General features: G+C 64.1%; 10 protein-coding genes, 4 pseudogenes and 1 riboswitch. Of the genes and pseudogenes, 5 read left to right on the top strand and 9 right to left on the bottom strand.

Annotated features, from left to right (window positions below; all coding sequences use genetic code 11):
• Positions 1-102: 102 nt before the first annotated feature.
• The gene (gene tenA, locus AACG97_RS13410) at positions 103-762 is read right to left on the bottom strand and encodes a thiaminase II (RefSeq protein WP_009686919.1); all 660 of its coding nucleotides are present in this window, start codon (positions 760-762) and stop codon (positions 103-105) included.
• 2 nt (positions 763-764) lie between these two features.
• Positions 765-1,412 (bottom strand): TenA family protein, encoded by a 648-nt coding sequence (locus AACG97_RS13405; RefSeq protein WP_115295286.1) that lies wholly within the window; start codon positions 1,410-1,412, stop codon positions 765-767.
• A gap of 89 nt (positions 1,413-1,501) precedes the next feature.
• A riboswitch (TPP riboswitch) is annotated at positions 1,502-1,616 on the bottom strand.
• 106 nt (positions 1,617-1,722) lie between these two features.
• On the opposite strand from AACG97_RS13405, the gene AACG97_RS13400 reads away from it, so the two are divergent.
• Positions 1,723-2,673, top strand: a complete 951-nt coding sequence (locus AACG97_RS13400) for a site-specific integrase (protein WP_182365466.1) — start codon at positions 1,723-1,725, stop codon at positions 2,671-2,673.
• Here the strand turns inward: AACG97_RS13400 and AACG97_RS13395 are convergent.
• Positions 2,663-3,805 (bottom strand): glycerate kinase, encoded by a 1,143-nt coding sequence (locus AACG97_RS13395; protein WP_144188198.1) that lies wholly within the window; start codon positions 3,803-3,805, stop codon positions 2,663-2,665. The two genes, AACG97_RS13400 and AACG97_RS13395, sit on opposite strands and share 11 nt — an antisense overlap.
• A gap of 141 nt (positions 3,806-3,946) precedes the next feature.
• Positions 3,947-5,044 (bottom strand): sugar diacid recognition domain-containing protein, encoded by a 1,098-nt coding sequence (locus AACG97_RS13390; protein WP_115294087.1) that lies wholly within the window; start codon positions 5,042-5,044, stop codon positions 3,947-3,949.
• Between the two features lie 163 nt (positions 5,045-5,207).
• Between AACG97_RS13390 and AACG97_RS13385 the strand changes: the two genes are divergently transcribed.
• Together AACG97_RS13385 and AACG97_RS13380 are read left to right on the top strand one after the other, a co-directional pair.
• Positions 5,208-6,536, top strand: a complete 1,329-nt coding sequence (locus AACG97_RS13385) for an MFS transporter (protein WP_115294086.1) — start codon at positions 5,208-5,210, stop codon at positions 6,534-6,536.
• A 174-nt stretch (positions 6,537-6,710) separates the two neighbouring features.
• Positions 6,711-8,231: an FAD-dependent oxidoreductase gene (locus AACG97_RS13380; RefSeq protein ID WP_009686927.1), complete on the top strand. Its 1,521-nt coding sequence runs from the start codon at positions 6,711-6,713 to the stop codon at positions 8,229-8,231.
• A gap of 35 nt (positions 8,232-8,266) precedes the next feature.
• On the opposite strand, the gene AACG97_RS13375 is transcribed toward AACG97_RS13380, so the two are convergent.
• From AACG97_RS13375 to AACG97_RS13365, 3 genes and pseudogenes are all read right to left on the bottom strand, one after another.
• A complete protein-coding gene (locus tag AACG97_RS13375; protein ID WP_009686928.1) occupies positions 8,267-8,959 on the bottom strand; it encodes a TraX family protein in 693 nt (230 codons plus the stop codon).
• A 3-nt stretch (positions 8,960-8,962) separates the two neighbouring features.
• Positions 8,963-10,036, bottom strand: a complete 1,074-nt coding sequence (locus AACG97_RS13370) for a metal-dependent hydrolase (protein ID WP_197885517.1) — start codon at positions 10,034-10,036, stop codon at positions 8,963-8,965.
• 102 nt (positions 10,037-10,138) lie between these two features.
• A pseudogene (locus AACG97_RS13365) lies at positions 10,139-10,492 on the bottom strand (SDR family oxidoreductase); the annotation flags it as partial.
• Positions 10,493-10,895: 403 nt separating this feature from the next.
• On the opposite strand from AACG97_RS13365, the gene AACG97_RS13360 reads away from it, so the two are divergent.
• A protein-coding gene (locus tag AACG97_RS13360; protein WP_225786126.1) for an IS3 family transposase occupies positions 10,896-12,256 on the top strand; the annotation gives its coding sequence in 2 pieces (ribosomal slippage) (positions 10,896-11,364 and positions 11,364-12,256; 1,362 coding nt in all).
• 414 nt (positions 12,257-12,670) lie between these two features.
• On the opposite strand, the pseudogene AACG97_RS13355 reads toward AACG97_RS13360, so the two are convergent.
• Positions 12,671-13,634: pseudogene (locus tag AACG97_RS13355) on the bottom strand (GlxA family transcriptional regulator).
• 141 nt (positions 13,635-13,775) lie between these two features.
• Positions 13,776-13,874 (bottom strand): annotated as a pseudogene (proX, locus tag AACG97_RS28040) (glycine betaine/L-proline ABC transporter substrate-binding protein ProX); the annotation flags it as partial.
• Here proX and AACG97_RS13350 point away from each other — a divergent pair.
• Positions 13,873-14,451, top strand: a pseudogene (locus AACG97_RS13350) (LysR substrate-binding domain-containing protein); the annotation flags it as partial. The pseudogenes proX and AACG97_RS13350 sit on opposite strands and share 2 nt — an antisense overlap.
• Between the last annotated feature and the right edge of the window lie 40 nt (positions 14,452-14,491).

Genomic DNA, 14,491 nt, shown 5'->3' with positions numbered 1-14,491 from the left:
TACCCCGGTGAAAGTGTGCGGCACGACTTCTTTTGAGGCATTCATGCACCAAAGCGGTTCCGGGCTGAGTAGTAACCACTCAGCCCGACACCGCACGCAACGTTATGCCGCCCCGTCCAGCCCCATCTGCCAGAAATCCGCTTCCAGGCTGGAGGCCTGGGCGAAAATGGCTGCCAGTTCGGCAAAACGCTGCTCGGTCATGCTGCGTGCTGCCAGCTCGTCGAGGTGCCGGCGAGCTGCCGCAGCCACCCCCTGGTAGGCTGTACCCGCGTACTCGCCAATCCACTCGCGGTATGGGTGGCCGCTCAAGTCGCCAATCTGCTCGGCCAGGGCGCGGCCGATTTCGGCATAGCCGACCACGCAGGGGGCCAGTGCCACCTGCAGCTCCAGCAGGTCCCCGGCAGCGCCGCAGTCCAGCACGTAACGGGTGTAGGCCACGGTGGCCTGATGCTCTGGCGCCGCTTCAATGTCGGCCTGGCTCAACCCCCAGCGCGCGCACAGCCGCAGGTGCAGCTCGGTTTCATCGAGAATGGCCGCCAGCGTGGTCTGTGCGGCACGAATGTCCGCCGGGCGTCGGCTTTTGTAGGCAGCCAGCGCCCAGGCCCGGGCAAACTGGACCAGGAACAGGTAGTCCTGCACCAGGTAGGTACGAAACGCTTGCTCGCTCAACGTGCCCTCGCCCATCTGCTGCACGAAGTCGTGCGTGACATAGCGGGCCCAGGGGCGGTTGGCGGCGGCTTTCAGGCGCTCGAAAATATCCATGCTCACTGGCCCTCCGGGTAGATGGCATCGAAGAAGGCCAGCTCCAGTGCCACGGTGCGTTGGTAGAAGTCACTGGCCAGCGCCGCCGCCTGCGGGCCTACCCGGTCCAGTTCGGCCTGCAGGAAGGCAACGAAGTCCTGGAAGGCCGGGTTGTCATGCAGCGTGATCCATTCGGCATGGACAAAGTTGGCCGGCAAGGGCTTTGGCGCTTTAAGCGCCCAGTCCAGGTACAGGCCCTCGGCAACGTTGAGCACCGCCAGCGCCGCCGCGTAGGAACGGGTGGCGGCCGCTTCGCGCATGATTGCCTTGAAACCGGCAGTGGGTGCGGTATCGGCAGGGTCGCGGCGTTGCGCCGGGCTGACATCCAGCGCCTCGAACGCGCGCAGGAAATAGGTGTTCTCGTCGCTGCAGATCATGCCGGCAAAGCGGCCGAAGCGCAGCCGGGCCTCGAAGGTATCGGCAGTGGCGATGGCGGAACCGAGCAAGGTCAGGAAGCTGTCGAGAAAGCGGTGGTCCTGCACCAGGTAGTCGATCATGATCGGCGCCGGCAGGCTGCCGTCGCACAGTTGGGTCACGAAACGGTGGCCAACGGCGGCCGACCAGGTCGGGTGGCTATGGCGGCGCAGGGTCTGGCTGAAGCGTTCGGTCATGGTGCTGTCCTTGTGGGGGGATGGCAGCGAGACCTTGGCACTGGACATGGACGAGCCTCGCATGTGAGGCCGGCAAAAAGGCAGGTAACGACACGTATCGAGCCCATCCCTTCGCCGGCATGATCCGGATCAGGTTCGAAGGGTCACCGCGCTGCGATGCTCAGCGGTTTCTCAGCCCGTTGCCGGGCTCCCCTTGGTCGCGCTCAGGTATACCGTAGCGTGCCGCTGCTGTACAGCGCGCCGGATCACACCCGGGACAGCCGGGTGATTTAGGTTTATCGTGTAGCCGTCCTCCACCGCCGCTTGCACCATGACCGATATCGAACGCTACCTGCGCGCCGCCACCCGCGACAACACTCGGCGTAGCTATCAGGCTGCCGTCGAACACTTCGAAAGCCACTGGGGCGGTTTTCTGCCGGCCACCGCCGAGAGCATCGCCCGCTACCTGGCCGAGCATGCCGACCAGCATGCCGTGAGCACGCTGCGCCAACGGCTGGCCGCGCTTAGTCAATGGCACGTTGCCCAGGGCTTTCCCGACCCCACCAAGGCCCCCCTGGTGCGCCAGGTGCTGCGCGGCATTCGTAGCTTGCACCCGGCCCCACCCAAGCAGGCTGCCCCGCTGCAGCTGCAGCACCTGCAAACGGCGGTCGCCTGTTTTGAAGAGGAAGCCCGCCAGGCCCGTGAGAATCACGACTTGGCCGCCTTGCGCCGCGCACGGCGCGATAGCGCGCTGCTGTTGCTGGGCTTTTGGCGGGGTTTTCGTGGCGATGAGCTGGCGCGCCTGCGCGTCGAGCATGTCCAGGCCGAAGCGGGTGTCGGCATCACCCTGTTCCTGCCACGCAGCAAGGGTGACCGCGAAGCGCTGGGGGTGCAGCACCGCACCCCCGCGCTCAAGGCCCTGTGCCCGGTCACGGCCTACCTGCAATGGCTGGAGGTTGCCGGCATTGCCCACGGGCCTGTGTTTCGCAAGCTCGACCGTTGGGGCAACCTGGGCGACAGCGCGCTCAACAGCAACAGCCTGGTGGGGCTGCTAAGGCGCATGCTGGCACGCGCCGGGGTTCCGGCAGCCTTGTACACCGGCCACTCGCTGCGGCGCGGTTTCGCCACCTGGGCCACCGCCAATGGTTGGGAGTTGAAAGCGTTGATGAGCTATGTGGGCTGGAAAGACGCCAAGTCGGCGCTGCGCTACATCGATGCGGCACAACGCTTCGGCGAACTGGCCGCCCTACCGGCCGGCCATGAGCAGGTACTCATCCCCTGACGGCTGCGCAGCGCCACAGGCGGGCGATGTCACAGGCCCGCGCCTGCAGCAGCTCAACGGCATCGGCACACGCCTGCTCCAGGCTCATTGGCCCACTGCTCAGGGCAAAGGCCGCATCCACGCCGTGCGCATACAACTGCTGGTAGCCCTCACCCAAGGTTCCGGCCAGTACCACCACCGGTACCCCGTGGCGCTTGGCGACCCGGGCCACGCCCATTGGCGTCTTGCCGCGCAAGGTCTGTGCATCGAAGCGCCCCTCGCCCGTCACCACCAGATCAGCACCTTGGACCAGAGCATCGAGCCCGGCCAGTTCCGCCACCACCTCTACCCCGGGGCGGAACTGCGCGCCCATGAATGCCCGCGCGGCGAAACCCATGCCACCGGCGGCGCCACAACCTGGGTAGTCACGCACATCCTCACCCAGCAACTGCGCACACTGGTCGGCAAAATGCCCCAGCGCCTGGTCCAGCGCCTGCACCTGCTGCGGGTTGGCGCCCTTCTGCGGGCCGAAGATCGCCGATGCACCGTTGGCCCCGCACAGCGGGTTGTCGACGTCGGCAGCGACCTCGAATTGCACCTCGGCCAGCCGCGGGTCGAGGTCGCTCGCGTCAACACGGGCCAGCTTGGCCAGGGCAAGGCCGCCTTCTTCCAGCGTTTGCCCATTGGCATCCAGCAGGCGCAGGCCCAACGCACGCAACATGCCGCTACCGGCGTCGTTGGTGGCACTGCCGCCAATGGCCAGTACCACGCGCTGTGCGCCGGCAGCCAACGCGGCGGCAATCAGCTCGCCGGTACCCCAGGTGCTGCTGCGGCAGGCATCGCGCTGCCCGGTTGGGACCAGCTGCAGGCCACTGGCCTGGGCCATTTCGATGATTGCCGTGCGGCTGTGCGGCAACCAGCCCCAGCCGGCTTCCACGCTCTGCCCCAGCGGGCCGCGCACGGTCTGGCGGCGCAGCTCGCCGTCGCTGGCGGCAAGGATCGCGTCCATGGTGCCTTCGCCACCATCGGCCATCGGGCATTCGACCACCTGCACACCCGGGCAACCCTCACGCAAGCCGGCGGCGATGGCGCGCGCAACCCCGGCAGCATCGAGGCTGTCCTTGAACGAGTCGGGGGCAATGACGATCTTCATGGGGATTCTCCTGTCCTGATGGCGGCATGCTGACAGCTGTGCGCCCAGGCGGCCTCGGTCAAATGCACAAAACCCTGGGTGGGTTGTTTGGGCGGATGCCTTTGGCCTGTGCCGGCGATAGGGCCGCAACAGAGAAATGCTTCAGTTTGCAGGCAACAGCTGCAACCCCAGGTACAAGCTCAGCATGCCTTCCATCCGCAGCGGGTCGACCTCGCCCAACTCGGCAATGCGCTCCAGCCGGTAGCGCAGGCTGTTGCGGTGGATGCCCAAGGCATCGGCACAGGCCTGGCTCTGGCCGTCATGGGCACACCATGCCCGCAGCGTAGTCAGCAGCTGGCCGCTGCTGTCCTTGACGCGTATGCGCTGCAACGGTTCCAGCAGTTCATCCAGTGCGTCATCATTTCGGTGGCGCCACAGCAGCGCCGGCAGCCGGTAGCGCTGCAGGCTGAGTAGGCGTTCGCCAGGCAATACCTCACGGCCATAAGCCAGCAAGTCACGCACCCGACGGTAACCCCGGCGCAACTGCTCCAGGCTCTGCGCGGCGCTGCCCAGGGCTAGCCGTTCCACTTCCCAGCCATGCCGTTGCAGGCGTTCCAGCAGGCGCGGCTCATCCAGTGCGACACCCGCCGGGCGGCACCACAGCAACGACTGCCGCGCCGGGCTGACGCACCAGCTGTCGGGGTAACGGCTGATCAACCACGCTGCCAGTGCCTCGGCGGCCGGCCCCGAGGCCAGTTCGAACAAGCACGGCACACGCGGCAGCTGTGGCTTCAGGCCCAGTTGCCGGGCTTCGTCGAGCAACCGCGTGGAATCACCGCTGCCGCCAAGCAGCAACGCCAGCAGGTCGTCACAGCGCTGCCGCCGCCACTGCTGGTTGGCCTGCAAATGGCGCTGGGCCAGCAGCATTTCGGCGGTCATGCGCACCAGTTCACCGTAGGTTCGCACGTGCTGCGGGTCGCCGGTCAGGCCCAGCACGCCCATCAACCTGCCGTCGAGCATCAACGGCAGGTTGACCCCAGGCTGCACGCCTTTCAGGCATTTGGCCGCGTCAGTGTCCAATTCGACGATCCGGCCGTTGGCAAGTACCAACTGGGCGCCTTCATGGCGGGTGTTGATGCGTTCCGGCTCGCCGCTGCCCAGGATCAACCCCTGGCTGTCCATGACATTGACGTTGCACGGCAGAATGGCCATCGCCCGGTCAACGATATCCTGTGCCAGGTCATGGTCGAGTTCGAACATTGCGCGGTCCTTAGGGTGTTAGGCTTTTGGGCTCGGGCACAGCAGCCCGCGCCCGGCACTGTGCAAAAGCACAAAGACAGGCACGCCGCAGTCCCCGAGACTCGTCAGGGCGAGCGCCGGCACAGGCGACGCGGCGATAACCATAACAACAGAGAATCCGATCATGGCACACAGCCCAGCCCCTGACCAAGGCACGGACACCACCCGCAACGCGCTGTACCGGCGCATCACCCTGCGGCTGATTCCGTTCATTTTCATCTGCTACCTGTTCAACTACCTGGACCGCGTCAACGTCGGCTTTGCCAAGCTGCAGATGCTCGACGCGCTGAAGTTCAGCGAAACCGTGTACGGCCTTGGCGCCGGCATTTTCTTCATCGGCTATGTATTGTGCGGCCTGCCCAGCAACCTGGCGCTCAACCGCTTCGGCCCTCGGCGCTGGATCGCGCTGATGATGATCGCCTGGGGCAGTTTGTCCACTTGCCTGCTGTTCGTCACCACCCCGACCGAGTTCTATACCTTGCGCCTGCTCACCGGGGCGGCCGAAGCCGGCTTCTTCCCGGGCGTGGTGTTGTACCTTTCGCGCTGGTTCCCGGCAGCCAGACGCGGGCGCATCATGGCCTTGTTCATGTCGGCTATCCCGGTTTCGGGTCTGCTGGGCGGGCCGTTCTCCGGCTGGATCCTCGAACATTTCGCCGCCGGCCAGCATGGCCTGGCCGGCTGGCAATGGATGTTCCTGATCCAGGGCCTGCCCACCGTGGCTCTAGGCATACTGGCAGTGTTCCTGCTCAGTGACGGTTACCAGAAGGCTGCCTGGTTGAGCGCGGGCGAACGCCAGCTGATCGCCGCAGACCTGGCGGCCGACGCTGCCAGCAAGCCCGCCACTACCGGCGACAGTGTACTGGCGGTACTGACCAACCCGCTGATCTGGACCTTTGGTTTCGTTTATTTCTGTATCCAGAGCGGTGTCTACGCCATCAACTTCTGGTTGCCGTCGATCATCAAGGGCATGGGCTTCGACAACCCGCTGCTGATCGGCTGGCTGAGCGCCATTCCGTATCTGCTGGCCGGGGTCTTCATGATTCTGTGCGGCCGCTCGGCCGACTTGCGCAACGAACGCCGCTGGCATCTGGTGGTGCCGATGCTCATGGGCGCCATGGGCTTGCTGATCGCAGTCAACTTCGCCGCCAACCCGGCCATTGCCATCCTTGGCCTGTCCATCGCCACCATGGGCGCGCTCACCGGTCTGCCGATGTTCTGGCCGATGCCCACGGCGCTGCTCAGCGCCAGTGCCGCCGTGGCCGGCCTGGCGATCATCAACTCGGTCGGCCAGATGGCCGGCTTCCTCAGCCCGTACCTGGTGGGGTTCATCAAAGACCAGACCGGGTCCACCGATGCCGCCCTGTATTCGTTGGCGGCACTGATCGTGCTCGGTAGCCTGGTGGCGCTGCGCGTGACCAGGGCCGGTGCACTGAGTGCTGCCCGGGCCAATTGAGTCCAGCGGCGAGCCAGCCCGCTGCCAAACCACTCCAGCATAGTGATGCAACGGGGGTGTTCTAGTGGCAGCGGGCCTGGCCCGTTACCACCGGAACACCGGTCGTCAGCCCAACGCACCCCCTTCCCACCTCAGGCGTCAAATGGTTCCAAAGGCCCCCTTTGGAGAACCCCCATGACCCAGTACGCCGTGGCTTGCCTGGCACAACTCGACGAGCACCGCCCGTTGCGCGTTCAGGCCGGCAGCGAAGAGATCATCCTCGTCCGCCAAGGCCAGCAGGTACACGCCTACCAGGCCAATTGCCCGCACGCCGGCGCGCCGCTCGACGAGGGTGTGGTGTGCGCCGGGCTACTGGTCTGCCCGTGGCACAAAGCCGCGTTTGCCGTCGACGACGGCGCAGTCTGCGAACCGCCGGCACTTGCCGACCTGCGCCGCTACCAGGTGTGGCTCAAGGGCGATCAGGTGTGGGTAGATGACCAGCCCCTGGCTGCCGTCGAGCCGCCCAGGCACAGCGATGCCCGCTGCTTTGTGGTGGTGGGTGCCGGGGCCGCGGGCAGCGCTGCGGTGGCCGCCCTGCTCAGGCAAGGTTTTGCCGGCCGGCTGGTGTGGATAGACCAGGAGCGTCAGCCCGCCTATGACCGGACCTCGCTGAGCAAATTCGTGATCGCCGGGCAGATGCCCCCCGACGAAGTACCCGCCTTGCTCGACGCCGATGCCTTGCGCCAAGGCCAACTGGAGCGCAAGCATGGCAAGGTGCGCAGCGTTGACAGCCAGCACCGCCAAATCACTTTGGCTGACGGCCAGTCGATCGCGTATGACGCTTGCCTGCTTGCCACCGGCGGTAAGCCCGTGCGCCCGCAACTGGCCGGTATCGATCTGCCTGGGGTGTTCACCCTGCGTTCCCGCGACGATGCTGAGCGGGTGCTTGATGCGGCCGAGCCCGGCCAGCCGGTGGTCATTGTGGGCGACGGCTTCATCGGCCTGGAGGCCGCTTCGGCCCTGCAGGCGTACGGCGCGCGGGTGCATGTGGTAGCCCGCCACGAGATCCCCCTGGCTCGACAGCTGGGTGAACGCATTGGCCGTTGCCTGCGCACCCTGCATGAGGCTCAAGGGGTGACTTTTCACGGCCCCACCGAGGTCAAGCTGATCGAAGGCCAGGGGCAGGTCGAGGCCGTGGTACTGGCCAACGGCGAGCGCCTGCAAACAGCCTTGGTCGTGCTGGGAACCGGCGTCAGCCCCGCGACGGCGTTTCTGCACGGGGTGCCCCTTGGGGAAGACAAATCGGTGAGGGTCGACGCCGACATGCGTGCTGCCCCCGGCCTGTGGGCGGCAGGGGACATCGCCACATTCCCGCTTGCCGGGCGCCCGGTGCGCATCGAGCACTGGCGCCTGGCGCAGCAACAGGGGGTGATCGCAGCGGCCAACATGCTCGGCGAGCAACGCCGCTACGCCGACGTGCCGTTCTTCTGGACCTACCAGCACGGGGTTACCATCGAGGTGCTGGGGCACGCACAGGACTGGAACCGCATCGAGTTCGTCGGCGAGCCGGAAACAGGTGACTTCATTGCCCTGCAGTGTGTGAACGAGCAAGTCGAGGCAGTGATTGCCAGGGGGTATTCCGACGCCATGGCGGCGCTGTCGCAGCGTATGAAACAGCCGTTGACCCTGCAACAGGCCCTGACGCTGATCGGCTGAAGGGGCTTGGGTAGGCCCGCCCTCCGATCACAGGCTCAGGACAGCACCTTTATTACCAGCAGATGCACTGGATAAAACAGATAGCCCCAGCGCCCCACTGCCGGCACCCGCCAATCATCATGGCGCAACAGCGCTAAGCCAAGCGCAAGCGCCGAGGCCGCGCTCAGCAGTGTGAGCAGGGTGATCGGTGCCAGCAAATGCGCCTGCAACCAGCTGTTGGTCAGGTTGCCGCCCATGGCCAGCAGGCAAGGCAACACCCAGGCCGCGCCGCCCTGCCGGCGCGCCATCAGGCAGGCGCCTGGCAGCAATACCCCGGGCACCCCATACATCAACTGCCCACTGAACAAAAAACCTGCCAGCCCGGCCGCCAAACCCAGCAAACGCAGCGACAGCAACGGGTAATGCACACCCCAGGCCACCAGCAACCCCAATACCAGCGTCGGCATCACGTTCAATGTCTGCGAGCCGCCGTCCAGCCAGCGATATGCAGGTTCCGACAGCGCCGCGAACAGCAGCATCAGCCCCAGGTAGCGCACATTGCCAATGGTATTCAAAGCCCCTGCCCTGGCCCGCTGCACATTCACTGCAATGGCCAGGCAAAACAACGGGAACGCCAGCCTGCCCACCACGAACAGGCCATCGGCTGTGGGCCATATGAAGCGCAGGTGATCGGCGACCATGGTCGCCATGGCGGTCCATTTGACCAGGTCCAGCCCCGCCGAGCGCAACCCTCAGCGCTCGCGTTCGGCAGGGCTGAGGCCCAGGTAGCGCTCGGTCCACAGGGCCAACGGCAGCGGTGGTTGCTGCTCCAAGACACGCCGCCAGATCAGCACCAGGTCGCGCCTGTTGAACATCGACCCGGGCCCGGTTTGGAAAGCCGTTGGCACATCGACCACCCACTGCCCCTGGCTGTCCCGGTGCGCCATGCGGAAACGGAAGCTGTAGTTGCCCGGGATACCCATGCGCAAGTCCGTTACCACCAGCACGTCGCCGACCTGGTCGTAACGCAACCAGTCATCGGTGAACCAGCGCAAACGCTGATACAGCTCACCGGTGGCCAACACCTGCGCCAACTGCGTGTTGCGCGGCAAGCGCTGCATTTCTGGCGCCTGCCGGTCGAAGGCGCTGCTGATGCCTTCGTAGTAGTCACCCCCGGGCGTTTTCGCCAACACTCGCCAGACCAGGCTGTTGAAGGCAATGGGCACGGCCCGCAGTTCAGTGGTGACGACACCTTGCTGGTCCAGTGCGGCCTGGAAGCGCTGCTCGGCGGCCATGCGCCCGGCAAGGCCGAAACCAAGGTACGCCGTGCTGAACACCAGTGCCAGGGTCAGCAGCCGCGTGGCCCTGGCACTCACCCCGCGCACGGCCGCGTAGATAACGGCGGCCACCAGGGGCAAGGTATACACCGGGTCAATGATGAATACCGCAGCCCAGCTTTGCGGTGTGACTGGCAGAGGCCAGAACAACTGGGTGCCATAGACCGTGAAGGCATCGAGCAATGGGTGGGTGATCAGCACCAGCCAGAACGCCAGGAACAGCCTGTTCAAGGTATAGCCTTTGTCGGGCCAGCACTTGTTGACCAGCCAGGCCAGCAGCAAGGCCAGCCCGGTGAGCACGAACAGCGAGTGGGAGAAGCCGCGGTGGTAAGTCATCTGCGACACCGGGTCGGCGTAGCGGATGATCACGTCGAGGTCTGGCAGCGTGCCCAGCGCCGCGCCATACAACAGCGCGCGGCGCCCTTGCAGGCGGCCCAGCACGGCACCCTGCAGGGCGGCGCCGAGTACAGCTTGGGTAATCGAGTCCAAGGGAGCATTCCTGGCAGGTGGTGACGGGAAACTACCCTCAACCAGGGTCGCTAGGCAATTCCCCGCCTTGTTGCCAGATGCAACGCCGCAAGACCGGGCGGTTCAGCCAAGGTCGCCGCCCCCTACCGGCAGGGTCACGCCGGTGATGTATGACGCTTCATCGCTGGCCAGGAACAGAATTGCCCCGACCTGTTCGTCGATGCTGCCGTAGCGGTGCATCAGGCTGCTGTCGAGGGTCTGGTCGACAATTTGCTGGTACCAGCGCCTCTCCTGCTCGGTTTGCTCGGCGGTGTTGCGCGGCACCCGCCGCGGCGGCGCTTCGGTGCCACCCGGCGCGGTGGCGTTGACGCGGATGCCACGGCCAGCGGTTTCGAAGGCCAGGCAAGCAGTCAGCGCATTGACCCCACCCTTGGCCGCACCATATGGCACCCGGTTCACGCCCCGGGTGGCGACCGACTAATCGGACACAGCATAAGGGTCGGCGTGGTGAAACACGCTACTGCGCTCGCTCAGCAGGCGGTTTTCCATAGGCAAGGCACTCGGCATCGTTATTGTTCTGGTCGCCGCTTCCTACGGCCTTCTCGGCGGTGGTTGCGGTCGTCACGGTCATTCTATCGGGCCGGTTGCAGGTAGCGGGGGCAGGCGACAGCCGGTGGATGAGCACACTTAAGCAAAAAGGCGGGGGTTGGGCAATGCAGCGTTGGGATTGGGTGGGCGGATAGCGGACACGCCAAGTTTGGTTGGTGTTCGGTAATCGAACTCATTTTGCAGGTCTGGCCCTATCGCCGGCAAGCCAGCTCCCACAGGGTGGACTGCCCCCAAGAAGTTGGACACCAATCCAATTTCTTAGGGTGTCCATATGAGCAAGTACTCAGACCAATTCAAGCTTACAGCCGTTCATGCCTACCTGGAGGGTGGTGAAGGTTTCCGAAAAGTAGCCCAGCGACTTGCAGTGGACTTCAGCCTGCTGCGGCGCTGGGTCTCCAGCTTCCAGAAACATGGCCAGTTCAGTCTGCGCAAACCAGGCCAGCGGTACAGTGCGACCTACAAGCGCTCAGTCCTTGAGTACATGCACAAGCATCAGCTTTCCTTGCGCCAGACCGCCGCCCATTTCGGTCTTGGTCAGTCTTCGCAGATAGGCATTTGGGCGCGGCAGTACTACAGTGGAAGTCCGGCTTCGCCTGCTCCCAAGAGAAGAAAACCTGCTGCCATGTCGAAAAAGCCTTACCCCATCAAACCCACAACCTCTGATGACACCGATAAAAGCCGCGACCAGTTGCTGGCTGAGCTTGAATGGCTGCGCATGGAGAACGCTTACCTAAAAAAGCTGGAAGAGTTGAAGAAGCAGGAGCGAAGGCAGCCCAAAAAACCCTGATCGTGTCTGCGCTCAAGGACAGGTTTCCCTTGGCCGCTGTTCTGGAGTTGGCGGATCTGCCGCGCAGTACGTTCTATTACCAGCTTCAAGCGCAGGCCAAACCTGATAAGCATGCTGCTCTGAAGCAGATGATTCAGCGTGTCTATCACGAGGAAAAAGGGCTTTACGGTTACCGGCGCGTTGCGATCGTGATCCGCAATGGCGGGACCTTGGTTAACAAAAAAGTGGTGGAGCGTTTGATGATCGAGCTTGATCTTCGCTCACTCGTGCGGCCGAAAAAATATCGGTCGTACAAGGGTGTCGTCGGCACCATCGCGCCCAACCTGCTGGAGCGAAACTTTATCGCGCAGCGCCCGAATCAGAAGTGGGTGACCGATGTGACCGAGTTCAAAGTGGCTCAGGAAAAAGTCTACCTCTCCCCCGTGATGGACTTGTACAACGCCGAAATTGTGGCCTACGAAGTGGCCAGCAGGCCATGCCTTGGGCTGGTTACCAACATGCTGGGCAAGGCCTTCAAGCGCCTGGGAAACAAGCCGAAACTGGTACTCCACTCGGACCAAGGCTGGCACTACCAACACTCGCAGTACCGCCACAAGCTGGCCGAGCAAGGGGTAAAGCAGAGCATGTCACGCAAAGGAAACTGCTTGGATAATGCGGCTATGGAGAGCTTTTTTGGTACGCTTAAGTCCGAATTTTTCTACCCGCAGCGCTTCAAGAGCGTTGAAGAACTGAAAGCCGGTCTGGATGAGTACATCCACTACTACAACCATGACCGCATCAAGCTAAAGCTCAATGGCATGAGCCCTGTGAAATACAGGGCCCACGCTGCAGGGGCTGCTAGCTGAAACTGTCCAACTTATTGGGGGCAGTCCAGGGATCGCCTTAGGGCTGACAGGTGTTTGCCACAAGGTATGGCAGCGCCTGTTGGAGCGAGCGCCGCCCGCGCGGCGCAATCGCGAGCTGCGCTCGCTCCTACGTTTGTTTCGGGCCAATTATTCCTGTGGGATTCGCGCGCGAACGCCTTGGTGCATGCCTCAATATCGCGCCGTACAAACAAGGCGGCCGCGCGCGCCTGTCACAGGCGTTACTGGCCCTAAACAAACGTAGGAGCGAGCGCAGCTCGCGATTGCGCCGCGCGGGCGGCGCTCGATCTCACAGGCGCTGCATATCTTGTGGCAACCAACTGTCAGCCCTGATGCAATCCCTGTGGGTACTGGCTTGCCGGCGATAGGGCCGGTGAATTTTCGCAGCGTTCTGACTCAGTGGACCGCCACATCCTGCCGCCCTGCCCAGCCCTGGCTGCGTGCCCGGTACTGCCGCGGTGCAATGGCGAACAACTCACGAAAGCGCCGGTAGAAATGCGGAAAGCTGACAAACCCGCTGGCCACCGCCACTTCGGTCAACGACTTGTTGGTGTGTTGCAACAGCTGCCGCGCATGGGTCAGGCGCAGTTCCAGGTAATACCGTGGCGGCGTGGCCTGCACATGGCGGTGGAACAAGCGTTCCAGGTGCCGGCGGGACAACCCCGCATGTTCAGCGATCTCGTCGATACCGATCGGGTCTTCGATATTGGCATGCATCAGCTCCAGCGCCAGGCGCACGCCGTGAGGCATGCCAGGGTCAATGTCCGCCACGCCGGCCGCAGTGTCATTTGCCACCCGCGAACGGTCGCACGCCAGCATCTGTTCCACGGCCCGCCGCAACGGCACCCCACCCGCCTGCTCAAGCATGGCCAGCATCATGTCCAGCGCGCTGCAGGTACCTGCGCAGCTCATGCGCCTGCGGTCCAGCACATGGGCCTGGCGGCTGATCCGCACCTTGGGGTAGAGCTCGTTCATCATCGCCCGGCCATCAGGGTGAAAGGCGCAGTTTGGCACGCAACTGGGGGGCAGCTTGCAGGCGCACGCGTAAACCGCCGCACACCAGCAGGCAACCCAGGCCTTGCACCTGTAAATCGCTTAGCTGGGTGTTGACCGGCAAGGCAATGCCCAGGTCGCTCATCACCTGCGGCCCCTCGCCCACCACCTCGACCTGGAACAACGGCGTGGCGCTCATCAGGTTGGCGGTCACCAGGCTGTCCATTGCAGCGGTGAAGGCCATCATCGAGAAGTGTTCACGCAGAACGAAGGCCACCCGCTGGCAGGGCATTGGCAATGAAGTGCGAAAGCCGGGCTCCAGATGGGCCAGGTTGGTGTTCTTGAGGATGCTTTCGAAGTGGCTCATGGCTATTAACTCAACAGCGAGAATCGCATTGGCTGCTTCGCGGGCTTGCCCGCTCCCACAGGCATTGCACAGTGTTCAGAACCTGTGGCGGACCTGTGGGAGCGGGCGAGCCCGCGAAAAAGCCAACGCTGATGGATCAGGTTACTGACCGGCCTGGGCCGCTGCATCACGCGAGGCTTGCAGCCACTGGTCAAACTGCTGACGGTGGGCGGCAACCCATTCCTTGGCATGGCGGGTAATCAATCGGGTCACCACGCAGAACTTCCTGTCGATGGAGCCGGGTGTGCGCCCTGACATCTACATCACCAAGCTGGGCAAGGTGCAGGCTGGCTACAGCTCGCACCCGCTCAACCATGACGTGATCTACCCGGTGTGCACCCCACAGTACCTGGCCCGGCACCCCGAAGTGCAGACGCTGCAAGGCTTGCGCGATGGCACCCTGCTCAACCTCAGCCCTTATGGGCGTTCGCAGGTGGCCGAACATGTCGACTGGAACGTCTGGCTGGCCTTCCACGACGTTGACCTGAAAAGCCGCGCCAATACCGCACCGCACTTCTTCAACGCCAACGACTACAACCTGCTGGTGCAACTGGCCCTTGGCAACCAGGGCGTAGCGCTGGGCTGGCACCACTTGGTGGCACAACTGGTGGCCCAGGGGCTGCTGGTGCGCCCGGTGCAAGAGGAGTTGGTGCTCAAGGACACCTTCCACTTCCTGGCCTTCAACGAAGACAAGGAACATGAGCCCAGTTGCCTGCACTTGCGCGACTGGTTGCTCGAAGAGTTCCAGCCGTTACTGGAATCACTGGGCAGCAGCTGAGCCGCTGTTTCACACGCGCGCAACGGCCGGCACTGCCCAC

The sequence above is a fragment of the Pseudomonas sp. Nvir genome (assembly GCF_963778085.1).
Lineage (GTDB): Bacteria > Pseudomonadota > Gammaproteobacteria > Pseudomonadales > Pseudomonadaceae > Aquipseudomonas > Aquipseudomonas juntendi.
The sequence above is the reverse complement of the archived record's forward strand: the minus strand, read 5'-3'. Positions and strand labels throughout refer to the sequence as shown.